Here is an 18,473-nt window from a genome sequence, read left to right on the forward strand (position 1 = left end):
TCTTTTCTAACCAAACTTGTTCTTTTTCTTTTCTTTTCAAATAAAATCCCCCCAGAAAATCAAATCTGGGAGGAGTATCTCATGAATCTTCTTCTATTAGAATGTGTGCACTATTTGACGCTCACTTAAAAAGTGATTCCAGACTGAACCAGCCGAAGCAATATCGGCTGGTTTTATTGTTCGCCACTCAATTTAACTAGAATTTTCGCTTGTGTTTTGTCGTTCGTCAGTGCATCAAAACCTTTTGTAATGATTTCTTCTAACTCAATCCGGCTTGTGATAATTAGTTTCGGATCTATCTGTCCAGAGCTCATTAAATCGATTGTTTTCTGGAACACTTCAGGCTCATACGCTAGAGTTGACGTGATTTTAACTCCGGTAGTTGTCAAATCCATTGGGTCGAATGAAACCGGTTTAGGGAAGATGGAAATAATGACAACCGTACCGCGTGATTTTGTGACCTTAATTGCCTGGTTTAATGTAATTTCCACACCAGCCACTTCAAATGACACGTCAAATCCTTCAGGTTCAATCTCTTTTGCTATTTCTAAAGGATTCACTTTACCAGGATTGACTACATGCGTAGCTCCTACTAATGTTGCTTTTTCTAGGCGACTATCTGACAAGTCGAAAACAACAATTTTACTTGCCCCTTGTGCCTTCGCAGCAATAATCGTCACAAGACCAATTGGGCCTGCACCAAATACTGCTACTGTTTGTCCTGATTGCAACCCACCTTCTTTGACAGCTTGTACAGCAACAGCCGTCGGTTCGACAAGTGCGCCTTCCTCGAGTGACAGTCCATCTGGAAGTGCGTAAACATTATGTTCAGCTACAATCGTAAAGTCAGCAAAACCACCATTAGATCCAAGTCCAACAAATGTAAATCCGTCATATATATCGTATTCGGGCGCTTTATTACCTTTTGTAATCAAAGGATTTACAACAACTCGATCACCCGTTTTAAATCGTGTTACATCAGAGCCGATTTCCTCGATGACTCCAGCAAATTCATGTCCCATTGTTAGTGGTGCTTCCTGGTTTGTTAATGGATCAGGACCATTTGAAGGAATTAGCACAGGACCTTCTTGATATTCATGTAAGTCACTGCCGCAAATACCTACCCAAGCAACCCTTATTTTCACTTCATTAGGAAGAACTACGCTTACTTCCCGTTCTTCAACACGTATATCTTGCGCTTTATACCAAACTGCTGCTCTCATACTTCTTCACATCTCCTACTATTTTATTTAAAAATAACCGGTTCTGTTTATGAGGAATATGAAAAATCTCCCTATACTGATTTTAACAAATATAAAAGTACTTTAACATGATAGTGCCTTATGCGTGTGCAACTAGGTAGAGTTTCCTGCTCGTTTTGGATTGTCACACTAAATCATACGATTTTGTTATGGGCTAAGTTTCTAAAAGCTACAGGACTTAGTTTTTTTACAAAGGTAGCCGATTATTCAACGAAAAAAAGAAGCTAATTGACCAGGTCACTTAGCTCCTATCTTATAGTCAATCCTGCGGTTCATATGTAAACAACGCTACCCGCAAGCTTTGACGAGCACAATACTTCAAGTTTGGCTTAGAAAGTATAAAGCAAGCTAACAAATATGAAATGGCAGCAGATGTTGAAATCCCAAACTAGTTGTGATTGTTTACTTTTCTTTAACTTTAGAAAAAGGTGCCACCCATACTGATTTTAATCGCTATTTATGGCTTTAGCGGATGATAATTAGCAAATAAATGATAAACTTCAAAATTGTTTATCAAAATTTCTCGATTTCTTTGTCATGGGTGGCACCACTTTAATTATGACTATTTACAAAATTGATCATTTAATCAAACTTATTTTCAAGAAACCCATTGCTTACAGCTTTTAAGGGATTTCTCATGCAATTGTAGTGTATATTCTGATTAGTTTTTTACACAGGTACCAGATTTTTAAAGCAAGCTAGCAAATATGAAATGGCAGCAGATGTTGAAATCCCAAAATAGTTGTGATTGTCTACTTTTCTTTAACTTTAGAAAAAGGTACCACCCATGCTGATTTTAATCGCTATTTATGATTTTAGCGGGTGATAATTAGCAAATAAATGATACACTTCAAAATTGTCTATCAAATTTTCTCGATTTCTTTGTCATGGGTGGCACCACTTAAATTATGACTATTTACAAAATTGATCATTTAATCAAACTTACTTTTAAGAAACCCATCGCCTACAGCTTTTAAGGAATTTCTCAAGCAATTGTAGTGTATATTCTGATTAGTTTTTTACACAGGCACTTGATTTATGAATTGCTGCAAACTGTTTAGTCTAGTTTAGCGGTTACACTCCTGAACCAGGCTGTTTCTTCTCCATCATAAACGATCTAGTTCCTTGAAAAATGTGTCCTTTTTTATAGGGGGGGTTATAGACATATACTTTAAATATGGTGTGGTCGATTGAATCGACAAATTGTTGATCGACAAAAGTGAAATCTTTTCGCTTATATATTCCGCTGAAGGTATCATCGCAAATATAAACAACTTCGCGTCTTTTTTTTAGATATGTCGCTAGTTCAATTGATTCTTGATTTAATCCTATGATGATATGAATAGTAATTTTCATTTAACGTGTTTCTCCTTCGTGGTATTTAGACATCAACTCTCTCTTTATTTTAATTTAATTCATTCAAATATGTAAGAAATTTCTGTTATTTATTCACAAAACAAAAGAACCCGAAAAAACAACTTCGAGCACTTCTAAATTTTCTATTTAAATTTGAGGGGCAACTTGACGATTTCAAAAAAAGGTGCAACCCATGCAAAATATGGTAGCAATTTCTGATTAAATCGTCAGTGTTACAACAAAAAAATAACACACTTCAAAATTGTTTATCAAAAATTACCGATTAATTTGTCATGGGTGGCACCACTTAAATTATGACTATTTACAATATTGATAATTTAGTCAAAATTTCTTTTTAGAAACTCATTGCCTACAGCCTTTAAGGAATTTCTTATGCAATTGTAGTGTATATTCTGATTAGTTTTTTACACAGGTACCCGATTTTCAGAAAAACAAACACCAGGAAGCACATGGTTAATATATTCTATTTTCCTGGTTTTTCATTACTGTGCCATCTCCAAGCACTCTCTATAATCTCTTGCAACTGATATTTAGGTTTCCAACCTAATGCTTTAGTAATCTTATCAGAAGAAGCCACCAACACAGCCGGATCTCCAGGACGTCGATCAGCATATTCAACAACAGCAGATTTTTTTGAAACTTTTTCACATACTTCGATAATTTCTTGTACAGAATAACCTGCACCGTTTCCAAGGTTATATATTTCATTAGATATATCACCACTAACTAATCCTTCATAAGCTAGTACATGAGCATTAGCCAAGTCAGTCACATGAATGTAGTCTCTCACACAAGTGCCATCGGCTGTTTCATAATCAGTGCCAAAAACAGAAATCTTCTCTCTCTGTCCTAATAAGTGCTGCAACACAATTGGGATTAAGTGTGATTCTGGTTCATGACTTTCCCCTATTTCTCCAGACTTATGCGCTCCTGCAGCGTTGAAATATCTCAAGACTACATATTGCAAATCATGTACAAGAGCAACATCAGCTAGAATATGTTCTACCATAAGCTTTGAACGCCCATAGGGATTAATCGGATTTGTAGCGGTCTCCTCTGTAATCATTTCTGTGTTTGGTATGCCGTAAGTAGCGGCAGTAGAAGAAAAGATGAATTTCCCTACTCCGTATTCAACCATTTTCTTTAATAAGGTTATAGTTGCACTGACATTATTACCATAATAAATCAATGGCTTTTCCACTGACTCTCCTACTAAACTATTCGCTGCGAAATGGAAAACTGCATCAATCTTGTAAGTAGTAAATACAAAATCAAGAACAGCTTCATCTCCTAAGTCACCATTTACAAATGTTACATTGTCATCTAATAAAAAAGGATATCCCGTTGATAAGTTATCCAATACTACGACTTCGTAGTTCCCAATTAGTTCTTTAACCGTGTGGCTACCAATATAGCCAGCGCCACCACATACTAAAATTGACATGTTATTCCCCTTTAATCAATGATTCTTCTAATTTTTTCTCAAATAACTCTAACAGTTGTTCTCTCAGTTCTGGTCTTTTCAAAGCAAATTCAATAGTCGTTTCAAGGAAACCAAACTTATCTCCCACATCAAAACGTCTTCCATCAAACTCATATGCATAAACGGGTTGAACTTCATTTAATTTCTGAATAGCATCAGTAAGTTGAATTTCTCCACCAGCTCCTAATTGATGTTCCCCTAAGAAATCAAAAATTTCTGGTGTTAATACATATCTTCCCATAATCGCGTAATTAGATGGTGCAGTTCCTGCAGCTGGCTTTTCTACAAAACGATTTACTTTAATTAGCTTCCCATTACTTTCTTGAGGATCAATAATACCATAACGTTCTGTGTCACTATTCGAAACTTTCTGAACACCAATCACACTCTTACCTGTCTTATCATATTGATCCATCAATTGTGCTAAGCATGGTTCATCGTTTTCAACAATATCATCCCCAAGCAACACAGCGAATGGTTCTTTGCCAATAAAATTACGTGCTGACCAAATAGCATGTCCTAATCCCAAAGGTTGCTTTTGGCGAATATAATGAATTTCTACTTTTGAAGTCTTCATAACAGAATCTAGCATATCCCATTTACCGTTCTTCATTAAGGTCTCTTCTAATTCATAAGCATGATCAAAGTGATCTTCAATTGCTCTTTTTCCTTTACCAGTTACAATAATTATGTCTTCTATACCAGATGCTATTGCTTCTTCTACTATATATTGAATAGTAGGCTTATCCACTATTGGCAGCATTTCTTTTGGCATTGCTTTTGTCGCAGGCAAGAACCGAGTTCCTAGACCGGCAGCTGGAATAATTGCTTTTTTTATTTTCACGGTAAATACCTACTTTCACTAATTAAATTGTGCAATAACAAAACCTATGTAACTATTTAAATTATACCCCATTATGTTGTTATGCATCAAAATTCTCTGCCTTTGAATCTTTTGACGAAAGATAGAATTGACACATTCTAATACATAAAACTAGCGACCGAAGATGTAATTTCGGTCGCCATTGCATTTCCTATATAGTTTCTAGCAGCAATCCACAGACCATATAAAGGTGTCATCAAGGTTGAATTCAGACGAATTCTCTAATTAAATTAAATTCATTAATAGGAAAAATGATAAACTTGATAATTGTTCAACAAAACATCTTACTAAATTGTCGCAGATGGCAGCGCTAAAATTCTAACAATGTACAAGTTTAATTCTTAAAATTCTCCTAACAATTGTCGTGTCCATTTTTATGAGAAGAACTATTTATTGGAATACTGTTTATCGAAGTAACTTTGATATTCCCCATTTAAAATTTGCTCCCACCATTCTTTATTATCAAGATACCATTGAATCGTTTGTAAAATTCCTGTTTCAAAAGTATACGTAGGTTTCCAACCTAGATTCCCTAGTTTAGTAGGATTAATTGCATACCGTTTGTCATGTCCTAATCGATCTATGACGAACTCAATTAGCTCTTCTGATTTACCCAAACTACTAATAATTGTTTTGACAACTTCGAGATTTGTTCGTTCATTATGACCTCCAACATTATACACTTCGCCATTCACACCTTCATGCATTACTAAATCTATAGCTGCACAATGGTCACTTACATGTAACCAATCTCTTATATTTTTTCCATCACCGTATACTGGAATCTTTTGTTCATTTAACACCCGAGAAATAGTTAATGGAATTAACTTTTCAGGAAAATGATAAGGGCCATAATTGTTTGAACAACGGGTTATATTGATAGGAAGACCAAATGTTTCATAGTAAGCTCGTACTAGTAAGTCTGATGAAGCTTTACTCGCACTATACGGACTATTTGGTTGTAAGGGGGTTTCCTCCGTAAAGAATAAAGTTGGATCAAATTCCAATTCGCCGTAAACTTCATCGGTAGATACATGAATAAACTTCGTAAGATTTATTTGCATAGCGGCATCTAACAATACTTGTGTTCCTAATACATTTGTACGTACAAAAATTTCAGGTTCAGTAATCGAACGATCTACATGGCTTTCTGCAGCAAAATGAATCACATAATCAAATTTCTCTTTTACAAATAAAGACATTACAGTTTCTCGATCTGATATATCAGCTTTCACAAAGAAATAATTATCTTTATTTTCAATTTCATAATGTTTTGTTAAATCACCAGCATAAGTAAGTAAGTCTAAATTGTATATAATATATTGAGGATATTTATTCACCATATAATGAACAAAATTACCACCAATGAACCCCGCTCCACCAGTTACTAATATCTTCTTCATTACTTACTCCTTTTTATTGTTAATTTTTTTGAATTCCTACTGCAACTTCTTCTAAATATTTTCCATAATCCGTTTTAATCAACGGTTCTGCTAATTCTAATAACTGTTCTTTTGTGATATAACCTCTTCTAAAAGCAATTTCCTCAATACATGCTACATATAAGCCTTGTCTCTTTTGTATCGCCTCTACAAAATTAGAAGCTTCCAATAATGATTCGTGTGTACCTGTATCTAACCAAGCTAAGCCCCTGCCCATGATTTGCACTTTGAGTTTATTAATACGAAGATATTCATCTATTACGGATGTAATTTCCTTTTCACCACGATCAGAAGGTTTTATTCTTTTTGAAATTTCTACAACTTTATTATCAAAAAAATATAAACCTGGCACCGCATATGATGATTTAGGTTTGTTAGGCTTTTCCTCAATTGAAACTGCATTCAATTGATCATCAACCTCAACTACTCCATATGCTCTTGGGTCTTTCACATAGCATCCAAAGATGATACCACCAGTTGTTAACGTCGCTGCTTGTTTTACTTTGTTACCAAAGTCTGAACCGTAAAAGATATTATCACCAAGTACTAAAGCAACAGAAGAATCACCAATAAAATTCTCCCCAATCGTAAAGGCCTCTGCAAGACCATTTGGGGTTTCTTGAACGGCGTATTCTAGACTCATACCGAGTTTACTTCCATCACCTAGAAGGTCTTTAAATCCTGTAATATCCCTAGGAGTAGAAATAATTAAAATTTCTTTTATTCCCGCTAGCATTAAAACCGATAGAGGATAATAAATCATTGGTTTATCGTACACCGGTAGCATTTGCTTTGAAATAGACTTAGTCAAAGGATAAAGACGTGTACCAGAACCACCAGCTAGAATAATACCTTTCAAAATTAATCACCTCACTTTATTCTTCTAAAGTATTCATTTACTTTGTTAATCACAAAAAAAACTTCACTTTTTTCCATATTATAGTAAAGTGGCAACCTCAAAAGGCGTTCGCTCTCTACAGTAGTAAAATTATCTGGACCAAAAAAACGAGAGTACTTTAGTCCAGCTTCAGAAGTATGTAATGGAACGTAATGAAATGAAGCAATAATACCTTCTTCCTTTAGGTACTTTGTTAATTCTGTTCTTTCTTCCAAGTTTTTACATTTTATGTAAAACATATGTGCATTATGTTCACAATCACCAGGTATATATGGCAATTCTAAAATGCCACTTTCCTGCAAAGTCTTAAATCCATTATAATATAAATTCCATGAATTAATTCGATTATTATTGATCATATTGGCTTTTTCTAACTGAGCAAATAAATATGCTACATTTAGTTCGCTTGGTAAATAAGAACTTCCTATATCTACCCATGAATACTTGTCTACTTGACCTCTTAAGAATTTACTTCTATTTGTACCTTTTTCACGAATAACTTCAGCTCGCTCTATAAATTCTTTATTTCGAATTAATAAAGCACCACCTTCACCCATGGAATAATTTTTTGTTTCATGGAAGCTAAAGCAGCCAAAGTCACCAATTGTGCCTAATGAAGTCCCTTTATAAGTTGACATAACTCCTTGAGCTGCATCCTCAATTACATATAAGCTGTGTTTCTTTGCGATTTCCATTATTTTATTCATTTCACAAGAAACACCTGCATAATGCACAGGAACAATTGCTCTAGTTCTTTCAGTTATTGCATCTTCTATTAAACTTTCATCTATATTCATAGTGTCAGGCCTAATATCAACAAATACTATTTTCGCTCCTCTTAAAACAAATGCATTAACTGTCGATACAAATGTATAAGAAGGTGCAATTATTTCATCACCTGGTTGAATGTTTGCTAATATCGCAGCCAATTCTAAGGAATGAGTACAAGATGTAGTCATTAATGCTTTTGGAGTTTGAAAGTTTTCTTCAAACCAATTATTACATTTCTTTGTAAATGGTCCATCACCACATAACTTTTTATTTATTTCAATGGCTTCTTTAATATATTCAAGCTCTTTTCCTATAAAAGGTGGAATATTAAAATTAATCACATATGACCCTCCAAACTTATAAATTTTGTTATATTTTATATGTGAAAAACTTTTTAATCTATTTAATTGGAATGAATTTGGCTCTATCATATAGCATATATTTTATAAACTTGTATTCTAATTCTGAATATGTTGGCACGTATGTTTGATCATTCAAACAAAATTGAGTAACATTTTCAAATTTAGTTATTACCTTTTTATCTATTTCTTCTACTAGAACGATTGGATAGTCATTTTTATTAATATTTTCACTTGATAAAAACTGAATATACAGGTTATTAAAATAAGACTTTTTCTCAATAATAGAAACATCCTTAAACTGAGTCCCAATCTTGTCAGTTAAATCTTTTGCTGGAGAACCTCCATAAACTCTGTTTTCTTCCATATCTTTAGTAATAACACCTCCAACCATTAATAAGGATCCTTTTTTTGCGGTAATCGGTGAAACAATGCAGTGTCCTACAAGCCACACATCATCTTCAATTACAAGTGGTTTACTAATATTCCAGCGGCAACCCTTCATCATATCTCCAAATTTCATATGTGACCATAACTGAGAATATGTCCCCACTCCCACATTATTACCAATTGTAGTCCCACCAATGGAATCAATTATTGTGTGTTCTCCAATCCAACAATTATGTCCAATGCTACATGGAAGATATCCATGTATAGTGATACTTTTATGAATAGAAGTATATTCTCCAATACTTAAATAGGGTATATCAATATATACATTATCACCAATAAAAGTTCCAAAACCAATTTTTATTTCTTTACATTGTGGGCCGAGGACAATATTTACCCCTAATCTAACTTTATCTTCAATTATTACTTTAGTATTAGGATTTTTTTTAATCAGTGTCATTTATATTCTCCTTAAAATTCTCTACATCTACTAATATGCCGGAAAAATTATAGGAAGATATAGTTAGGGAGTATATGACGCTACTGTCCATAGCCATACCCTACCTATTCCTGTGTTCCTTTTATTTTTCACTTTCCATTTTTTTTATTCAACCCTTACCCTTATATAGATTTCATGAATTTTTCATACCATTTATGCAAGACTACTAGACTCCATAAAAGATTTGCATGGTTCTTTTTCCCATTTTGATGTTCAATAATAATTTCTGAAACAACAGAATAATTAACTAAGTTTGCTGATTCCACATTTTCTTTCGAAAGTGTACTTAACAGAAGTTCCTTCAACTCACTCTTAAACCATTCTGCTAATGGAATACCAAACCCTCTTTTTTTTGCATTTAGAATTTCATTAGGAAGAAATTCAGAAAAAGTGTCTTTTAATATGATTTTTCTTTTTGTTCCTATAATCTTGTATTGTAAAGGTATATTAAACGCCATTTCAACTATTTTATGATCAAGAAAAGGTGATCTAATTTCTAAAGAGTTTAACATACTCATTCTATCAGTCTTTACTAACATATCATTAGGCAAAGCATACTTTAAGTCAGTATACATCATCCGCTCAACTGGTTCTGCATCTTTAATATAATAGAAATAATCGTGTAATTGTTTGTCTACATTAAAAGTATTATTTTTGGTTGGTTTTTTTAATAGCTTTGATACTTGATCTTTATTAAATGTTTCCATTAATTTAATATGCATACTTAAGTCATCCTGATTAGAACTACTAATAAATTTTTTTTGCTTTTGTGCCAAAAGAGGTTATTGAATTTCTATTATCCGATGGAAGAAGACTTAAACTATTTTCAATAATATTCTTTCGTAAGAAAAAAGGTAATCTAGAATAGTATTTTTGATAATATGAACTTGTGTACTTATTATAACCTGCAAAAAGCTCATCGCCACCATCCCCAGAAAGAGCAACTGTTGCGTGATTTTTTGTTAAATTTGAAACATAATACGTGGGTATCGCCGATGAGTCAGCAAAAGGTTCATCCATATTATTTGTTATTTCTTCAATAACATCATTTAAATTGTTAAAGTCTATGAATAATTCTGTATGGTTTGTTTTGTTTAAATTAGCTACTTTTCTTGCTAATTCACTTTCATCGTATTCTTTCATATTTTTATAACCTATAGTAAAAGTATTAATCGGGTCCTCCGAAATACTAGACATCAAACCAACAATAATACTTGAATCAATTCCTCCACTAAGAAATGCACCTAGAGGAACTTCACTAATCATTCTTTCTTTTACTACATTAGTCATTTCTATTTTTAAATCTTTTTTTATTTGATCGTAATTCTTAATTTCAGTTTTTCTTTCTTTACTTACATCCCAATATTTATTAATTTCAATTTTGTTAGTTTCTATTGAATATTTCAAATAATGACCTGGCATCAGTTGATGAACATCTTTAATTATGCTCAAAGGTTGTGGTATGTAATAAAATCGAAGAAAATTTTCTAAAGCATCTGAATCTATTTCTTTTTTTATTTCTTCATGAATCATTAAACTTTTAAGTTCTGATCCGAAAATAAGTTTTGATGAATTATTAAAATAATAAAGTGGTTTCTTTCCAATTCTATCTCTTGCTAAAAATAATTCTTTTCTTTTAATGTCCCATATAGCAATGGCGAACATTCCGTGTAAGAATTCCACACAATTTGAACCATATTCTTCATATGCATGTAGAATAACCTCTGTATCTGAATTAGTCTCAAAAATATGTCCTTTATTTTTGAGACTAGACATTAATTCCTTGTAATTATATATTTCACCATTAAATACAATCACTTTGGATTTATCTTCATTAAATATTGGTTGTTTGCCATTATCAATATCAATTATTGATAGTCTTCTCATTCCTAGGCTACAAGCTTCATCTATAAAGATCCCATCATCATCAGGTCCCCTGTGCTTTATTTTATTGTTCATTTCATTTACTTTATTATTATTTAAATTTTTTAATGAAATATTTTTAAATACTATTCCGTTTATACCACACATACTTGTATTCCCTTCTAAAAAACGTTTTCTATACTTTAAATCATTTCATACCATTGAAAAGTTATAAAAGAGAAGGTGAATACAATATACCCAGTATCACTGGGGTATAATTAACATGTTATTATCAATTTAGATTCTTCTATTTTTTCTCTAACAACTGTAGCAATTGCTTGCTAAGTTCTTGTCTTTTCAAGTAAATTAGTTGGAAATTTTAATTAGGTTAATGAAATTGCAGTTTTCACATCCGTAACTGTTGTTTTATTAGAAAAATAACTCTCCCCTGCTCTTCAACCGTCATATTCGACCCACTTGGCAAACATAATCCTCTTTCAAACAATCGCTTACTCACATCATCATTCTCTCCGTGTGAACAATACTTACATCCTTCAAACAAAGGCTGCAAATGCAATGGTTTCCATACAGGACGGGCTTCGATATTTTCTTCAGCCAATGCATCAATTAAGTTGTTAGGCGTTAATTCTATCTTCTCAGGATCCAAAGTCAATGTCGTTAACCATCGATTCCCGAAGGTGTTTTCAAGTTCAGGCATGAACTCTAGGCCATCAATTTCACCCAAAGCTTCTGCATATCTCTCAAAAACAGCACGGCGAGCAATTACTCGGTCATCCAATACTTCCAACTGTGCTCGACCAATGCCAGCTAACACATTACTCATTCGGTAGTTATAACCTACTACACTATGTTGATAGTGCATTGCTTGATCACGTGCTTGAGTTGCTAAGAAGCGAGAACGTTTTATTTGTTCAATGTCATCCGACACTAACATTCCACCGCCTGATGTTGTAATTATTTTATTACCATTAAATGAAAACACACCAAACTTACCGAATGTTCCACTCTTCTTCCCTTTATAAGAAGCACCCAGTGATTCTGCTGCATCTTCGATTACCGGGACACCGTACGCATTACATAATGTCATCAAATCATCCATCTTCGCACTTTGTCCGTAGAGGTTAACAATAAGAACTGCTTTCGGTAATTTGTATTCTGCTTTGGCTTCAATTAAAGCTTTTTCCAATGCCAAGGGTGACATATTCCACGACTCTTCATCAGAATCAATAAATACTGGTTCTGCCCCTAAATAAAGAATAGGGTTTGCAGTTGCAATAAATGTTAATGTAGAACAAAACACGTTGTCTCCCTGTCCAACTCCTAATAAATCCAGAGCTAAATGAATAGCTGCTGTTCCTGAACTAACTGCTGATGCACAAGTACTTCCTGCATAAGTTGCAATTTCAGATTCAAATCTGTCGACATTTGCCCCTAGCGGCGCAATCCAGTTAGTATCAAATGCTTCTTTTATATATGATTGCTCATTTCCACTCATATGAGGGGAAGATAGAAAAATACGTTTGCTCATATTAACATTCCTCATGAAATTTTATTGGTTTAGCAGGCATTCCAACAGCAGTACATCTTGCAGGCAGATTTCTTACTACAACTGCCCCAGCACCAACAATAGTTCTTTCTCCAACTATAATTCCTTGAATAATGGTGGAGTTAGTACCGAACTCAACACACTCTCCAAATGTCACATTTCCGGATATTGATGCGTTAGGCAAGACTGTAGAATAAGAACCAATTTTTGTATCATGCCCTATTGTACAGTTTAAATTAATGGTCACGAAATGTTCAATTTTTATATTGGTTGTCAAAATATTCCCTTCACAAATAATATTACCTTTTCCAAAATTATTAAATCTAGACCAATTTACAGTTGGATGTATTAAGTTGGGATAAGAAATAGTTTTAAGTTCTTTTATTTTATTAACAATTCTTTTTTTAACTTCTGGTGAACCAATACCCAGAACAACAGATATAGTTTCTCTCTGTTCTAACCATTCCATTCCACCAAGTACTGGTAATTCATTAATAGTTTGACCCTGATGTTCCCTATTTTCATCTAAAAAACCAAGAAGGTTCCACTCCTGTTTTTTTTCGTTTATATCCTCTATTAAGTGAGCAACCTCACGTGCAAAACCTCCTGAACCAATTATGACTATATCCTTCATATATTTCCTCCTAGTTAGTATAAATAAAAACCTCTTTTTGTTTTTCTTCCCAAATGATTACCATCAACATATTTACGTAACAATGGTGCTGGTCTATATTTATCTTCTCCCAAATTCGAATGAAGAGTTTCCATAATTGATAAACATGTATCTAATCCGATAAAATCTCCTAATTCTAATGGGCCCATAGGTTGATTCGATCCAAGCTTCATAGCTTTATCTATTTCTTCGGCAGATGCAATTCCTTCTTGTAAAACGAACACAGCTTCATTTATCATGGGTATTAATATTCTATTCACGATAAAGCCTGAGTGATCTAGTACAAATACTGGTATTTTATTAATCTTTTCTATGAATTCATTTACTTGTGCAATGGTATCTTTGGATGTTTCTAACCCGTTTATGATCTCCACTAGAGGCATTATAACTGCTGGATTAAAAAAATGTATTCCAATCACTTTCGATGGTATTTTATACATAGCGCTCAATTTTGTTATAGATAATGATGAAGTGTTTGTTGCTAGTATGGAATTTTCATTCATTATTTCATTTAATTTATTAAATAACTCTTGTTTCTTATCTAAAGATTCAGAAATCGACTCTATTACTAGATCCATCTCACTACATTTATCAATTTCGGTTGTGTAATTAATACTTGATTGAACTTGTAATAATTCATCATTTGTCATTTTTTCTTTCAATAATAATTTGTTTAAATTATTATTTATACTTTGTTTAGCTTTATAGATATTAGCTTCTTTGTAATCTATTAGAGTTACCTTAATGTTTTTCATTGCTAAATACTGAGAAATCCCCGTCCCCATTTGACCAGCGCCTATAATTGCCACAGAATGAAACAAAAAACCACCACCATTTTAGTTTTTCTTGATATTATTGCCTGCATATTTCTCCATTGTTGCTTGTCCATCTTGAGTAATTCCTTCAGACTTAATTACCTTTAATATAGTCATAAACAAAATCTTAATATCCAACCAGAATGATTGATTTTCTACATACCACACATCATATTCAAACTTTTGTTCCCAAGAAATCGCATTCCGACCATTTACTTGTGCCCAACCAGTAATTCCTGGACGGACTTCGTGTCTCTTTGCTTGTCTATTACTATATAAATGTAAATATTCAAATAGCAAAGGTCGAGGACCTACAAAACTCATATCGCCTTTAGTGACATTTAACAATTGAGGAAGTTCATCTAAACTATACTTGCGAAGCGTTTTTCCAATAGCAGTTAGACGAATATAGTCTGGAATTAAATGACCTTTTGCATCTCGCTCATCTGTCATTGATCTAAACTTGTAAACATAGAATAGGTTCCCATTGAGACCAGGTCGTTCTTGTTTAAACAAGACAGGCGAACCAATTTTCTTTTTAACAAATAACGCAGTAATAACGATAATAGGTGATAACATTACTAATGCTAGTAAACTAGCTATTAGATCAAAAGTTCTTTTCATAGGTACACTCTTTTCTATAAAAACTTTTTATTTACGTGTACTTAAAACTAAATAGAGAGTTTTTCAAATAACTCAATCTGCTTTTTCAAAACCTTTTCTTCATCAAATAATTCTTCAACTATTTCTCTACTTCTCATACCAAATTGTCTAACTAAAACTGAACTTGCAATCAATTTTTCCATAGCTTCATATAATTCTGCTACACTTTCTTTTTCTACTAAGTATCCATTTTCTCCGTCAACAACTTCTTCTCTACATCCTCTAATATTAGTTGCAATAATAGGCTTATTCATAGCCATCGCTTCAATGATAGACCTTGGTAGCCCTTCCCGGTAAGAAGGTAGTACATAGACATCTGATGCTCCCATCAATAAAGGAACATCTTTTCTAAAGCCAAGATAATGAATATTTTCGTGTTCTAAATCAATTATTAGCTTTTTATAGCTATATTGGTCTCGTTCACTTTCTAACAACCCGCCAATGAGAATTAGCTTTGCCTGTGGGTACTTTAAAGATAATCGTTTAAACGCTGCTACTAATTCAAATATTCCTTTTTCTTTTACCAATCTTCCAATAAAAGAAAATATAAAATCATTCTTTGTTATATTTTCTTTTGCATAGAATTGTTCTATATCATTTATAGAAACTAAAGAACTATTAAATTTCTTCCATATATCCACACCATTACTTAAATGCAAAATGCGATTAGGATTTTTAAAGCTATCTTTTATTGCCAACTCATAATCCTCAAGACTTTGTAATAATAGCCAATCAGTTAAATATCGTGCTGCATATTTTTCAATAGTATAAAATAGTTTGTATTGTTTAGGTTGCATTTCATCATGAAAATAAAAACCATGAGCAGTATAAACAATATGTTTAATACCTGCCATTTTAGCTGCTACTCTGCCTAATAATGCAGCTATAGGTGTATGCACGTGAACAATATCATACTTTTCTTTTTTCATTAATCTATACAATCTCCAAATAGATTTAAGATTTTTCAAAGGATTGATTTGTCTATCAATTGGAATATGAATCATAGTTAGACCTTCAGTTTCCAATTCAATGAATTTACCTGTATTTGTGCAAACATTATGAGTTATTATTCCATTTGACATGCAAGCTTTAATAAGAGGCTTTAATAGAGCATCAACACTTGAATCAATAGCACATACTTGTAATATCTTTATCCTTTTTCTCATTTATAATCTCCAAAGTTCTATAGATTCTGGAGTAGACTCTTTTGGTAAAGCACTCTTAATATCGACAACAACTCCAGATTTATCCTTTAATATACGTCCTATTAAATTCCATCCTTCAGTAGCATATTCTTGATGTGGTACTGCAAAAACAACTGCATCAGCTGGCTTTAAATCTTCGATACTATATAATTCAACATTATATTCTCGAACTGCTTCATACGACTCTGCTTCAGCATCTGTCACTTGAACATTCATACCATATTCTTCTAATTCCCGAATCACATCAATGACCTTTGAGTTACGCAAATCGGGAACATTTTCTTTAAACGTTAATCCCAAAACAGTAACTGTAGAACCTTGTACAGCTATGCCTTTTCTAATCAATTTCTTAACTAATGTATTAGCAATGTATTTGCCTAAACCATCATTAATTCGACGGCCAGCTAAAATTACTTCTGGATGATACCCAACAGCTTGTGCCTTATGAGTTAAGTAGTAGGGATCTACACCGATACAGTGACCTCCAACTAAACCAGGGGAAAAATTCAAGAAGTTCCATTTTGTTCCTGCAGCAGCTAACACTTCTGAAGTATCAATATCTAGTCGATCAAAAATCATTGCTAATTCATTCATAAGTGCAATATTCACATCACGCTGTGTATTTTCGATAACTTTTGCTGCTTCAGCTACTTTAATAGAACTAGCTTTAAATACGCCAGCTTTGACTACGCTTGAATATGTATCTGCCACAATTTCTAAAACTTCTGGTGTTTGTCCAGATACTACCTTGGTAATCGTAGTAAATGTGTGTTCTTTATCACCGGGATTGATACGTTCGGGTGAATAGCCTACAAAGAAATCTTCACCAGCTTTTAGACCGGACATTCGCTCAAGAACTGGAACACATTCTTCTTCAGTAGCTCCTGGATAAACGGTAGATTCATAAACCACAATCGAACCTTTTTGTAAATGCTTGCCAACCGTTTCAGAAGCTTTTAACAGTGGTATTAAGTTCGGTTGGTTATGCTCATTAATAGGTGTCGGTACAGCAATAATAATAAAATCAGCTTCTTCTAGCTTTTTTCCATCATTAGTAAAATTAATATTTGCATTTTCTAAATCTGCTAATTCTACTTCATTGGTATAATCGATATTCTGTTTGAGTGTATTAATTCGGTGCTCATTTATATCAAATCCAATGACATGATGTTCTTTACCAAAAGCAACAGCTACTGGCAAACCTACATATCCAAGACCTACAATAGCTATTTTACGATTCATTATTTACCTCTTTTAAATTTATTTGATAGTAATCTATATACCAATCCACGAATTTCCCTACTCCATCTTTTATAGAAGTTTGTGGTTTGAAATCAATTTCTCTATATAGATCTTCTACATTTGCATATGTGGCTGGAACATCTCCAGCTTGTAATGGCATAAAGTTCTTAATTGCTTTTTTGCCGACTTTTTCTTCAATAGCTTCGATAAAGTCCATCAGTTTTACTGGACTATTATTACCAATGTTATAAATTTTATATGGCGCATAGCTTGTACCTGGGTCTGGCTTATCCCCTGACCACTCTGTGTTTGGTTGTGCTGGCTTTTCAATTAAACGTGAAATTGATTCTACAATATCATCTACAAATGTAAAATCACGCATCATTTCTCCATTATTAAATACATCAATTGGTTTGCCTTCAATGATTTTTTTTGTAAACATAAATAATGCCATATCAGGACGTCCCCAAGGACCATAGACGGTAAAAAAACGAAGTCCTGTTGTCGGTATATTATAAAGACTACTATACGTATGAGACATCAGCTCATTTGCTTTTTTTGTTGCTGCATAGAGACTTAAAGGATGATCTACATTATCATGGACTGAAAACGGTAATGATGTATTTGCTCCATAGACTGAACTTGAAGATGCATAGATTAATTGTTGAACTTTGTGATGACGGCAACCTTCTAAAATATTTATGTATCCTACAACGTTTGACTCAATATATGCATGGGGGTTTTCAATGCTGTATCGAACACCTGCTTGAGCAGCTAAGTTAATAACAACATCAGGCTTTTCTTTTTCAAAAATCGCCATGATTTCTTCAAGATTTTGTAAATCTTCTTTGTAAAAAGAAAAATTTTCATGAGTCAATCTATTTAAACGAGATTCTTTTAAAGAAACTGAGTAATAATCGTTTAAATTATCTAATCCTATTACTAGATAATTCATATTTAGTAACTTTACTGTTAAATGTGAACCAATGAAGCCAGCAACACCTGTTATTAATACTTTCATTTACCTTACCTCCTCAGAGAATTAAAACTCTTATCTTTTCAAATTCTATTAAACAATAAC

General features: G+C 33.1%; 17 protein-coding genes. All 17 read right to left on the bottom strand.

Annotated elements, in window-relative coordinates; all coding sequences use genetic code 11:
• Window positions 1-173 precede the first annotated feature (173 nt).
• Entirely contained in the window at window positions 174-1,223 is a 1,050-nt protein-coding gene (locus ACFPYN_RS12435) for a 2,3-butanediol dehydrogenase (RefSeq protein WP_377734593.1), read from the bottom strand.
• Window positions 1,224-2,336: 1,113 nt separating this feature from the next.
• Complete coding sequence (locus tag ACFPYN_RS12440; RefSeq protein WP_377734595.1) at window positions 2,337-2,618, bottom strand: hypothetical protein; 282 nt, start codon at window positions 2,616-2,618, stop codon at window positions 2,337-2,339.
• A 484-nt stretch (window positions 2,619-3,102) separates the two neighbouring features.
• The gene (gene galE, locus ACFPYN_RS12445) at window positions 3,103-4,083 is read right to left on the bottom strand and encodes a UDP-glucose 4-epimerase GalE (protein WP_377734597.1); all 981 of its coding nucleotides are present in this window, start codon (window positions 4,081-4,083) and stop codon (window positions 3,103-3,105) included.
• Window position 4,084: 1 nt separating this feature from the next.
• On the bottom strand, window positions 4,085-4,966 hold the full coding sequence (galU, locus tag ACFPYN_RS12450; RefSeq protein ID WP_377734599.1) for a UTP--glucose-1-phosphate uridylyltransferase GalU: 882 nt from the start codon (window positions 4,964-4,966) through the stop codon (window positions 4,085-4,087).
• A 425-nt stretch (window positions 4,967-5,391) separates the two neighbouring features.
• On the bottom strand, window positions 5,392-6,408 hold the full coding sequence (gene rfbB, locus ACFPYN_RS12455) for a dTDP-glucose 4,6-dehydratase (RefSeq protein ID WP_377734601.1): 1,017 nt from the start codon (window positions 6,406-6,408) through the stop codon (window positions 5,392-5,394).
• A gap of 19 nt (window positions 6,409-6,427) precedes the next feature.
• A complete protein-coding gene (gene rfbA / locus ACFPYN_RS12460; RefSeq protein WP_377734603.1) occupies window positions 6,428-7,306 on the bottom strand; it encodes a glucose-1-phosphate thymidylyltransferase RfbA in 879 nt (292 codons plus the stop codon).
• A gap of 11 nt (window positions 7,307-7,317) precedes the next feature.
• Window positions 7,318-8,457 (bottom strand): dTDP-4-amino-4,6-dideoxygalactose transaminase, encoded by a 1,140-nt coding sequence (gene rffA, locus ACFPYN_RS12465; RefSeq protein ID WP_377734605.1) that lies wholly within the window; start codon window positions 8,455-8,457, stop codon window positions 7,318-7,320.
• Window positions 8,458-8,515: 58 nt separating this feature from the next.
• Window positions 8,516-9,325 (bottom strand): acyltransferase, encoded by an 810-nt coding sequence (locus ACFPYN_RS12470; protein ID WP_377734606.1) that lies wholly within the window; start codon window positions 9,323-9,325, stop codon window positions 8,516-8,518.
• Window positions 9,326-9,486: 161 nt separating this feature from the next.
• Window positions 9,487-10,086, bottom strand: a complete 600-nt coding sequence (locus tag ACFPYN_RS12475) for an asparagine synthase-related protein (RefSeq protein WP_377734607.1) — start codon at window positions 10,084-10,086, stop codon at window positions 9,487-9,489.
• A gap of 25 nt (window positions 10,087-10,111) precedes the next feature.
• Window positions 10,112-11,395, bottom strand: a complete 1,284-nt coding sequence (gene asnB, locus ACFPYN_RS12480) for an asparagine synthase (glutamine-hydrolyzing) (RefSeq protein WP_377734609.1) — start codon at window positions 11,393-11,395, stop codon at window positions 10,112-10,114.
• A gap of 238 nt (window positions 11,396-11,633) precedes the next feature.
• Entirely contained in the window at window positions 11,634-12,776 is a 1,143-nt protein-coding gene (locus tag ACFPYN_RS12485) for an aminotransferase class I/II-fold pyridoxal phosphate-dependent enzyme (RefSeq protein ID WP_377734611.1), read from the bottom strand.
• A gap of 1 nt (window position 12,777) precedes the next feature.
• A complete protein-coding gene (locus ACFPYN_RS12490) occupies window positions 12,778-13,428 on the bottom strand; it encodes an acetyltransferase (protein ID WP_377734613.1) in 651 nt (216 codons plus the stop codon).
• A 14-nt stretch (window positions 13,429-13,442) separates the two neighbouring features.
• On the bottom strand, window positions 13,443-14,288 hold the full coding sequence (locus ACFPYN_RS12495; RefSeq protein WP_377734615.1) for a 3-hydroxyacyl-CoA dehydrogenase family protein: 846 nt from the start codon (window positions 14,286-14,288) through the stop codon (window positions 13,443-13,445).
• A 15-nt stretch (window positions 14,289-14,303) separates the two neighbouring features.
• Window positions 14,304-14,906, bottom strand: coding sequence for a sugar transferase (locus ACFPYN_RS12500; protein WP_377734617.1), 603 nt, complete (start codon window positions 14,904-14,906; stop codon window positions 14,304-14,306).
• Window positions 14,907-14,953: 47 nt separating this feature from the next.
• Window positions 14,954-16,111: a glycosyltransferase family 4 protein gene (locus ACFPYN_RS12505; protein ID WP_377734619.1), complete on the bottom strand. Its 1,158-nt coding sequence runs from the start codon at window positions 16,109-16,111 to the stop codon at window positions 14,954-14,956.
• The gene (locus ACFPYN_RS12510) at window positions 16,112-17,392 is read right to left on the bottom strand and encodes a nucleotide sugar dehydrogenase (protein WP_377734621.1); all 1,281 of its coding nucleotides are present in this window, start codon (window positions 17,390-17,392) and stop codon (window positions 16,112-16,114) included.
• The gene (locus ACFPYN_RS12515) at window positions 17,382-18,413 is read right to left on the bottom strand and encodes an NAD-dependent epimerase (protein ID WP_377734623.1); all 1,032 of its coding nucleotides are present in this window, start codon (window positions 18,411-18,413) and stop codon (window positions 17,382-17,384) included. Before ACFPYN_RS12515 ends, ACFPYN_RS12510 begins: the two co-directional genes overlap by 11 nt.
• Window positions 18,414-18,473 lie beyond the last annotated feature (60 nt).

Source organism: Paenisporosarcina macmurdoensis (genome assembly GCF_042658845.1).
Taxonomy (GTDB): Bacteria; Bacillota; Bacilli; order Bacillales_A; family Planococcaceae; genus Paenisporosarcina; species Paenisporosarcina macmurdoensis.

Excerpts from the sequence above, each read along its gene's own strand:
- ACFPYN_RS12435 (WP_377734593.1), bottom strand. The coding sequence starts at position 1,223 with ATGAGAGCAGCAGTTTGGTATAAAGCGCAAGATATACGTGTTGAAGAA.
- ACFPYN_RS12440 (WP_377734595.1), bottom strand. The coding sequence starts at position 2,618 with ATGAAAATTACTATTCATATCATCATAGGATTAAATCAAGAATCAATT.
- galE (WP_377734597.1), bottom strand. The coding sequence starts at position 4,083 with ATGTCAATTTTAGTATGTGGTGGCGCTGGCTATATTGGTAGCCACACG.
- rfbB (WP_377734601.1), bottom strand. The coding sequence starts at position 6,408 with ATGAAGAAGATATTAGTAACTGGTGGAGCGGGGTTCATTGGTGGTAAT.
- ACFPYN_RS12470 (WP_377734606.1), bottom strand. The coding sequence starts at position 9,325 with ATGACACTGATTAAAAAAAATCCTAATACTAAAGTAATAATTGAAGAT.
- ACFPYN_RS12475 (WP_377734607.1), bottom strand. The coding sequence starts at position 10,086 with ATGCATATTAAATTAATGGAAACATTTAATAAAGATCAAGTATCAAAG.
- asnB (WP_377734609.1), bottom strand. The coding sequence starts at position 11,395 with ATGTGTGGTATAAACGGAATAGTATTTAAAAATATTTCATTAAAAAAT.
- ACFPYN_RS12485 (WP_377734611.1), bottom strand. The coding sequence starts at position 12,776 with ATGAGCAAACGTATTTTTCTATCTTCCCCTCATATGAGTGGAAATGAG.
- ACFPYN_RS12490 (WP_377734613.1), bottom strand. The coding sequence starts at position 13,428 with ATGAAGGATATAGTCATAATTGGTTCAGGAGGTTTTGCACGTGAGGTT.
- ACFPYN_RS12500 (WP_377734617.1), bottom strand. The coding sequence starts at position 14,906 with ATGAAAAGAACTTTTGATCTAATAGCTAGTTTACTAGCATTAGTAATG.
- ACFPYN_RS12505 (WP_377734619.1), bottom strand. The coding sequence starts at position 16,111 with ATGAGAAAAAGGATAAAGATATTACAAGTATGTGCTATTGATTCAAGT.
- ACFPYN_RS12510 (WP_377734621.1), bottom strand. The coding sequence starts at position 17,392 with ATGAATCGTAAAATAGCTATTGTAGGTCTTGGATATGTAGGTTTGCCA.
- ACFPYN_RS12515 (WP_377734623.1), bottom strand. The coding sequence starts at position 18,413 with ATGAAAGTATTAATAACAGGTGTTGCTGGCTTCATTGGTTCACATTTA.